Origin of the sequence: Pseudomonas sp. NPDC087817 (assembly GCF_044742875.1) — a bacterium.
Lineage (GTDB): Bacteria > Pseudomonadota > Gammaproteobacteria > Pseudomonadales > Pseudomonadaceae > Aquipseudomonas.
The window spans coordinates 66,773-72,772 of sequence record NZ_JBIUVJ010000023.1 but is presented as its reverse complement, the minus strand read 5'-3'; the positions used below and the strand labels follow the sequence as shown (position 1 = coordinate 72,772).

At 54.0% G+C, this 6,000-nt stretch carries 8 protein-coding genes and 2 pseudogenes; 6 read left to right on the top strand and 4 right to left on the bottom strand.

Features of this window, described 5'->3' with window-relative positions:
- Positions 1-33: 33 nt before the first annotated feature.
- Positions 34-126: pseudogene (locus ACIONG_RS16725) on the bottom strand (P-II family nitrogen regulator); the annotation flags it as partial.
- 395 nt (positions 127-521) lie between these two features.
- Between ACIONG_RS16725 and ACIONG_RS16720 the strand changes: the two are divergent.
- The 3 genes from ACIONG_RS16720 (at position 522) to ACIONG_RS16710 (ending at position 1,723) form a co-directional block, all read left to right on the top strand.
- On the top strand, positions 522-782 hold the full coding sequence (locus ACIONG_RS16720; RefSeq protein WP_007920416.1) for an accessory factor UbiK family protein: 261 nt from the start codon (positions 522-524) through the stop codon (positions 780-782).
- 197 nt (positions 783-979) lie between these two features.
- Positions 980-1,198 (top strand): hypothetical protein, encoded by a 219-nt coding sequence (locus ACIONG_RS16715; RefSeq protein ID WP_213026939.1) that lies wholly within the window; start codon positions 980-982, stop codon positions 1,196-1,198.
- 3 nt (positions 1,199-1,201) lie between these two features.
- Entirely contained in the window at positions 1,202-1,723 is a 522-nt protein-coding gene (locus ACIONG_RS16710; protein ID WP_401301120.1) for a Bro-N domain-containing protein, read from the top strand.
- Here the strand turns inward: ACIONG_RS16710 and ACIONG_RS16705 are convergent.
- On the bottom strand, positions 1,718-1,987 hold the full coding sequence (locus tag ACIONG_RS16705) for a HigA family addiction module antitoxin (protein WP_401301117.1): 270 nt from the start codon (positions 1,985-1,987) through the stop codon (positions 1,718-1,720). The two genes, ACIONG_RS16710 and ACIONG_RS16705, sit on opposite strands and share 6 nt — an antisense overlap.
- 204 nt (positions 1,988-2,191) lie before the next feature.
- On the opposite strand from ACIONG_RS16705, the gene ACIONG_RS16700 reads away from it, so the two are divergent.
- From ACIONG_RS16700 to ACIONG_RS16690, 3 genes and pseudogenes are all read left to right on the top strand, one after another.
- Positions 2,192-2,389 carry a hypothetical protein gene (locus ACIONG_RS16700; RefSeq protein WP_401301115.1) on the top strand — a complete coding sequence of 66 codons (198 nt, stop codon included), beginning with the start codon at positions 2,192-2,194 and terminating at the stop codon, positions 2,387-2,389.
- A gap of 147 nt (positions 2,390-2,536) precedes the next feature.
- Positions 2,537-3,388: pseudogene (locus ACIONG_RS16695) on the top strand (YifB family Mg chelatase-like AAA ATPase); the annotation flags it as partial.
- 501 nt (positions 3,389-3,889) lie between these two features.
- Complete coding sequence (locus tag ACIONG_RS16690; protein ID WP_401301112.1) at positions 3,890-4,339, top strand: DUF4145 domain-containing protein; 450 nt, start codon at positions 3,890-3,892, stop codon at positions 4,337-4,339.
- A gap of 141 nt (positions 4,340-4,480) precedes the next feature.
- On the opposite strand, the gene ACIONG_RS16685 is transcribed toward ACIONG_RS16690, so the two are convergent.
- Positions 4,481-5,422 (bottom strand): hypothetical protein, encoded by a 942-nt coding sequence (locus ACIONG_RS16685; protein WP_401301109.1) that lies wholly within the window; start codon positions 5,420-5,422, stop codon positions 4,481-4,483.
- 51 nt (positions 5,423-5,473) lie between these two features.
- On the bottom strand, positions 5,474-5,692 hold the full coding sequence (locus ACIONG_RS16680; protein ID WP_401301106.1) for a hypothetical protein: 219 nt from the start codon (positions 5,690-5,692) through the stop codon (positions 5,474-5,476).
- Positions 5,693-6,000 lie beyond the last annotated feature (308 nt).

Genomic DNA, 6,000 nt, shown 5'->3' with positions numbered 1-6,000 from the left:
CAAACACAACACCCCAAACAAGAATTACAAAACAGAAACGATAATACACAGCACGCCGAAATCTGACAGCGACTCGCGCACGTCGTCCAACTTGAACGGCTTGATGATGGCAGTGACTAGCTTCATGAAACTCTCTCCCGAATTGGTGGACTTGCCCCAGGAAAACAAACCCGACTCAAGTCTAAGCGCAGTGCCTGGCTTTGTAACGCATCGCTGACGCCAGCTAACCGCATCAGACGAAACTCCCCGCTTCGCCTGCCGCACTGCATTCGTCACAGCGACTGCATCAGTGCATGGGTCGAAGGTGACTAAGCAGAAACCTTGCCATCTCGCCAAAATCCCCTGATTTCAATCCCTTGGCCGCTGCCGCAAGCCATCCCGCGCAAAAGGCCCAGCGGATACGCACAACAACGGTGCGTCGCCGTCCGTCCGCCTGCGCGAAAAGCGTGCATCCCTGACCACGAGATTGACTATAGACACTGCGTGATACACTGCCGGCCATTGTTTCCAGGACATCCACCATGCTCGCGCCCAAAGACTTCCTCGACGCCCTGAGCGGCACCGCCTCCCGCCTGTTCAGCGGCGACACCCCGCTGCCGAAAGCCGAAATCGAAAGCCAGTTCAAGATGCTGCTGCAGAGTGCCTTCAGCAAACTTGATCTGGTCAGCCGTGAAGAATTTGATAGTCAGATGGTTGTGTTGGCGCGTACTCGCGCACGTCTTGAGAGCCTCGAAGCCAAGGTTGCCGAGATGGAAGCGAAGCTGACACCGCCAGCCGAATAACCCCGCAATCCCCTGTGGGAGCTAGCCTGCTAGCGATTGAAGGTCGGCACGACCTTCAGCTTCATGTGTAGGAATTCACGCAGGCTGCGATCTTTTGATCCGCAGCCCTGCAACAATCACGGCAACGTCCTACACACTGCACCACCGCTGTCCGATTGCGCCGAAAAGCCCCGGTTCCTAAGCTCACTCGATGCTGAATGTTCAGCACCGGGTTTGGCGACCTGGATCGAATTCGACGCAATGCAACTAAATTCACAGAGAGGTTTTTTCTCTCCATGAGTTATGGCGGCTTTGCGTGGGAGACCTCAGGGTCTGCCGGTTTCGAATTCACCGGTTCGCCAACCCGCGCATGGCTGCCACCCTTTTCGTTTGGCGACGAACAGAAGCAGTTTTCTTCACTTGAATTCGAGAACTGAACCATGGACGAAAACTACCTGACACCTAGCATCTTCACCCGCCACAAACTCCCCCTCCACGCCCTCCTCATCCAGAACCAACCCTGGTTCTGCGCCCGAGACCTGAGCCGCCTGCTGCACATCTACCTCAACGAACGCATGCTGCGAAAACTCGACCCCGACCAACATCAAACCCGCAAAACCCTCATCCACAATCAGATCGAAAATACCCTGCTGATCAGCGAATCCGGCATCTACGCCCTCCTCGCCTACCACTACTGCCCCGAATACCGAGCGCTACGCGAATGGCTCACCCACCAAGTCATCCCCACCCTGCGCGACACCCACCAACACACCACAAGCGAACGCCCACACTTGAGCCTGCTCAGTTGGCCGGATATGTCGTTGAGTTTGTTGCACTGGAATAACCAGCCGTGGATTCGGCTGCAGGATGTGCCGTTGATGGTGGTGGAACGGGAACAGACCAAGCGCCCAATGACGGGGCCATGGTGGAAAAGGGCTTCACGGATGCTGCAATCGCTATAAACCCGCATGCCGGAGCTGGGCCCTGCGCAAATCGTAAGTCGATTGGAGATTCATCCAGAACTCAGGCGTAGTGTTGAGATGAGTGGCAAGTCTGATTGCCAGGTCGGCGCAGATCCTCAGCTGGCATTTCACAAGCTTTTCGATCTCACTTTCGGGCCAGTTCGTGGGCATGGCCAGATCCATGACAGCCATGCCCAACGGCTCCATGAATTCCTTATTCAGAACCTCGCCCGGATGAATCGGGCGCATACCATTGCGGTCCATTTTTCGCCTCCAGAGGCTGCATTGAACGACCAAACTGGAGCATCCGACTCCGCGATACAAGACCGTCGAAACCCTTTCGCCGACGTCCTACAACTATTAGGGCATGGCCCTACAAAAATCAGCGTCTGCGCCTGATTACGCGACCTTTCCTCCTTGTACTACGGTGACCAGCGAAGCATTTGTCACCCGAAAAACGAGGCCTCAATGAAAGACAAAAAGAGAAGGAAAAAGCTAGAAGAGATTGTTGGATATCACGCTGAAGCACTTCGGTTAGCCGGAGGTATTTCAGCCAATCAGCGTCGTTTTATTGAGGTAGCAGCCAATTACGGTAAAGAACTCGAACCGGATGGTTGGTTGGCCGGGGGAGGAAGCCAAGTAAGAAATCCCGAAGAAGAAAACTAATGTGGCGCCTCTACTGAACGTGGAAGGGCACCTTGGCAACATCCAGTGAAGGTTTGCCCTCGGATCCGTGTCGCCTGGATTCGCTCTCCCAACTACCCTTAAAAAACCCGCAGGAAGCGGCTCCCCGATTCAGCTCAAGGAACGACCATGTCCCTCTCCATCGTCCACAGTCGCGCCCAGATTGGCGTGGAAGCCCCCGCCGTCACCGTCGAAGTTCACCTGGCCAACGGTCTGCCGTCGCTGACCATGGTCGGCCTGCCCGAGGCGGCGGTGAAGGAGAGCAAGGATCGGGTGCGCAGCGCGATCATCAATTCCGGGCTGCAGTTTCCGGCGCGGCGGATCACTTTGAATCTGGCGCCGGCGGATCTGCCCAAGGATGGCGGACGGTTTGATCTGGCGATTGCCTTGGGGATTCTGTCGGCGAGTGTGCAGGTGCCGTGTCTGACGCTGGATGATGTGGAATGTCTGGGTGAGTTGGCGCTGTCCGGCGCCGTACGAGCGGTGCGTGGCGTGTTGCCCGCGGCATTAGCGGCGCGCAAGGCGGGTCGTGCGCTGGTGGTGCCGCGGGCGAATGCCGAGGAAGCGTGTCTGGCCTCGGGTTTGAAGGTGTACGCGGTGGATCATCTGCTGGAAGCGGTGGCACATTTCAACGGGCACACGCCCGTGGAGCCTTATGTATCGGACGGCTTGATTCATGCCGCCAGACCCTATCCCGACCTCAACGAAGTGCAGGGGCAGATGGCAGCCAAACGTGCGCTGCTGATCGCGGCGGCGGGCGCGCACAACCTGTTGTTCAGCGGGCCGCCGGGAACGGGCAAGACATTGTTGGCCAGTCGATTGCCGGGACTGCTCCCGCCATTGTCCGAATGCGAAGCACTGGAGGTGGCCGCCATTCAATCCGTCGCCAGCGGCGTGCCGTTGACCCATTGGCCGCAACGTCCTTTTCGCCAGCCACACCACTCGGCATCAGGCCCGGCACTGGTCGGCGGCAGTTGTAGGTTTTGGAAATAGATGCGAATTTTTCGAATTAAATGCGACTGATTACAATCGGCTTAAAAACGCATTACATCAGATTTAGCCAGCATGCTTTGTCAATACAACCAGAGATAGCTATCTATTCCGACTGGTGTCGACAGGCAGACCTCAGTCAATAACGGTCAGTCGACTGTTTAAAGAATCCGAGGTAACTTATTCTGCCGAAGATTCGCCGAGAAATTTTCCGTGGGCCAACTCTGTCGTGGGGCCACCTGATTACCGCCGATATTACCCTATTAGGTGGATTGACCAAGTTTGGCAGGCGCATTGGGTCGCTTACTCAGATCCGAGGGAACAAATAAGATGATCATCCAGTGTGCAGAATGTCGAGAATACGTTGAGGGAGAAGAAACCGGTGGATACTGGCGTGGATTTGAGGGCAACGAGCCCTCTTGTCGCTACACGCTGCTGTCATGTACGGCTTGCAGATCGCCCATATTGGTGCGACAGACTAATACCGGAAACATGGCAGAAGGCGATAAGTGGGATACCCCATTCGTTGTCTTCCCCCAAACCGATGTCCGAGTCAACCCCAATGCGCCTAGGGAGATCCGCGCCGCTTTCGAGGAAGCTTGTGCATGTTATCGGTCTCAGGCCTACACAGCATCCGCAATTATGTGCCGCAAGACCATTGAAGGAGTATGCGTAGAGCATGGCGTTACAGAGCGAAACCTCAGCCTTTCCTTGAAGAAGATGAAGGAGGCTGGCCTCATCGACGAACGCCTATTTGAGTGGTCTGATGCACTGCGGATCGTTGGCAATGAAGCTGCCCATGGAGTGGGTGTTTCCATCGCTCAGCCAGACGCGAGAGACACCATTGAATTCACGAACGCAATTCTCGACTACCTGTTCTCCTACCGGGATCGTTTTGAACAATTCAAGAAGCGGCGGGCCGGTGACGCTAAGTCTGCTTAGTACGGTTAACGACGCGATAGTTGGAGAGTCGCATGTTTCCGGGTGGCCTGCCGATTACCACCCTTCCACCAAGCATTCGCACACCTTGCGATGTTCGACCAGATCTCGTCCAGATCACAAGAGCGTAATACGCTCCGGTCGTCACAGTTCGTTATGGGAACGGTGCCGCTGATTCATTTGTTCAAGTAAGTCTGGATACTCAGCTCTTCGACTCTGATCAACCATTGCTGCATCGATGGTTTTCCAGTCGATTTCAGCAAGCGTTTCTTTAACGTTTTCGTACCATCGCCAATAGGACTCGATGCCCTTAGGGTAGCGCCTAAAAACGCTAGTCTCAGCTTTTGCTACCACTGTGTATTGCCGAACTTCATAACGAGTAGGCGAATCAGCTGGGGGATCTATCACCCCCCAAATAGATTGATTGAGAGTGCCCCCCCGCATACCCACAACAGCCACCATGATTTTAAAACCGTTGGCTTTGAGTTCGATGTATCGGTCAGCCGGCGGTCCTGATGTTAAAGATGCTCCGAGTGGCATCTGTATGCTGGATTCATCGAGCAAATTCACGAACGAATTATTTGCCAATGCCATTTTGATTTTTTCGTGGGAAAGCGTCTCAGAAGGGCTAGGGGAAGCAATGATCAGTTTGCCTGGCTGTGTTCCACCAAACACCCCTGGCAAATTGACGACTTGACCGTCCCAAGAACCCTTCAAATTCTGAAGGAGCTGTTTGGCCAAGATAATTTGAAGCAGCTCCGGCACTTTTTCGTCGTCTACCTGCATCGCAGGACCGAAGGCTGAAATAGTAGATGGTAGGCCAACCAATAGTGGGCCTATCGCATTCCAATATGGATGGAACATCGGCCCGACCATGAAGCTTCCAGTTTCTGTGTCCCGAAACAAAGTGATCGTATAGAAGCTGTACTTTTCCTCGGGTTTGACGAAAGGACTCACCGCAATACATGCCAAAGCCAGAGCGCCTAAGAGAGTGACGATTTGATTCGTATTACTCGGAGCATCTGGATTAAGCCAAAGCATTACTCCAACCCCGACGGCGATCAACACGAAGATTGTGATGGTCACGGTACTTCCAATGTTTTCTATCACCGGCGCTCCTTAGCTTGCAAAAACTGTCTATAACCCCCGCAGTCGCAGAATCGCATCTGCAATCTCTTTTGCGTTTGTATCCAGTGTTTCCATGGCCGCGACTGCATTATGTGCTACAGCCTCTACGCCATTTTCTGATAGCCATCTAGTGACCTCCTCTATCGCCGCTGCCAAGGCATGCTGGTTATGTAGAAGCAATGTAAGAGCATCTGCCGCGGTAATGTTGGAATCTGAGTCAGATGGCATGAAAGTCGTCCTTGAAGTTCGGTTCAGAAAAGCCTAGCTCATCATATCGCCGGCGAAGGTCAGTCACCCCTCGGCGGCCTCTATTTGCGCACCAGAATAACGCGCCAGTCCCATCTCAGTCCCATATGGCTTTTTCGAATGCCAAAAAACCACAAACCTCCGGTTTTATCTATGAAAATCAGGGACTTGCGTTTATTGAATGTGGCGATGAAGAAGAGATTCGAAAGCACAACGAAGCAGTGGTTTCTATACAACGGGCTGACGAGGGATACCGGCACTGGCCGCTATTAATCTGTCTGCTGAGCGTC

What these genes read in the sequence shown, in the direction of transcription:
- ACIONG_RS16705 (WP_401301117.1), bottom strand. Translation starts at nt 1,987, where the DNA reads ATGGACCGCAATGGTATGCGCCCGATTCATCCGGGCGAGGTTCTGAAT.
- ACIONG_RS16710 (WP_401301120.1), top strand. Translation starts at nt 1,202, where the DNA reads ATGGACGAAAACTACCTGACACCTAGCATCTTCACCCGCCACAAACTC.
- ACIONG_RS16700 (WP_401301115.1), top strand. Translation starts at nt 2,192, where the DNA reads ATGAAAGACAAAAAGAGAAGGAAAAAGCTAGAAGAGATTGTTGGATAT.
- ACIONG_RS16680 (WP_401301106.1), bottom strand. Translation starts at nt 5,692, where the DNA reads ATGCCATCTGACTCAGATTCCAACATTACCGCGGCAGATGCTCTTACA.
- ACIONG_RS16690 (WP_401301112.1), top strand. Translation starts at nt 3,890, where the DNA reads ATGGCAGAAGGCGATAAGTGGGATACCCCATTCGTTGTCTTCCCCCAA.
- ACIONG_RS16720 (WP_007920416.1), top strand. Translation starts at nt 522, where the DNA reads ATGCTCGCGCCCAAAGACTTCCTCGACGCCCTGAGCGGCACCGCCTCC.
- ACIONG_RS16715 (WP_213026939.1), top strand. Translation starts at nt 980, where the DNA reads ATGTTCAGCACCGGGTTTGGCGACCTGGATCGAATTCGACGCAATGCA.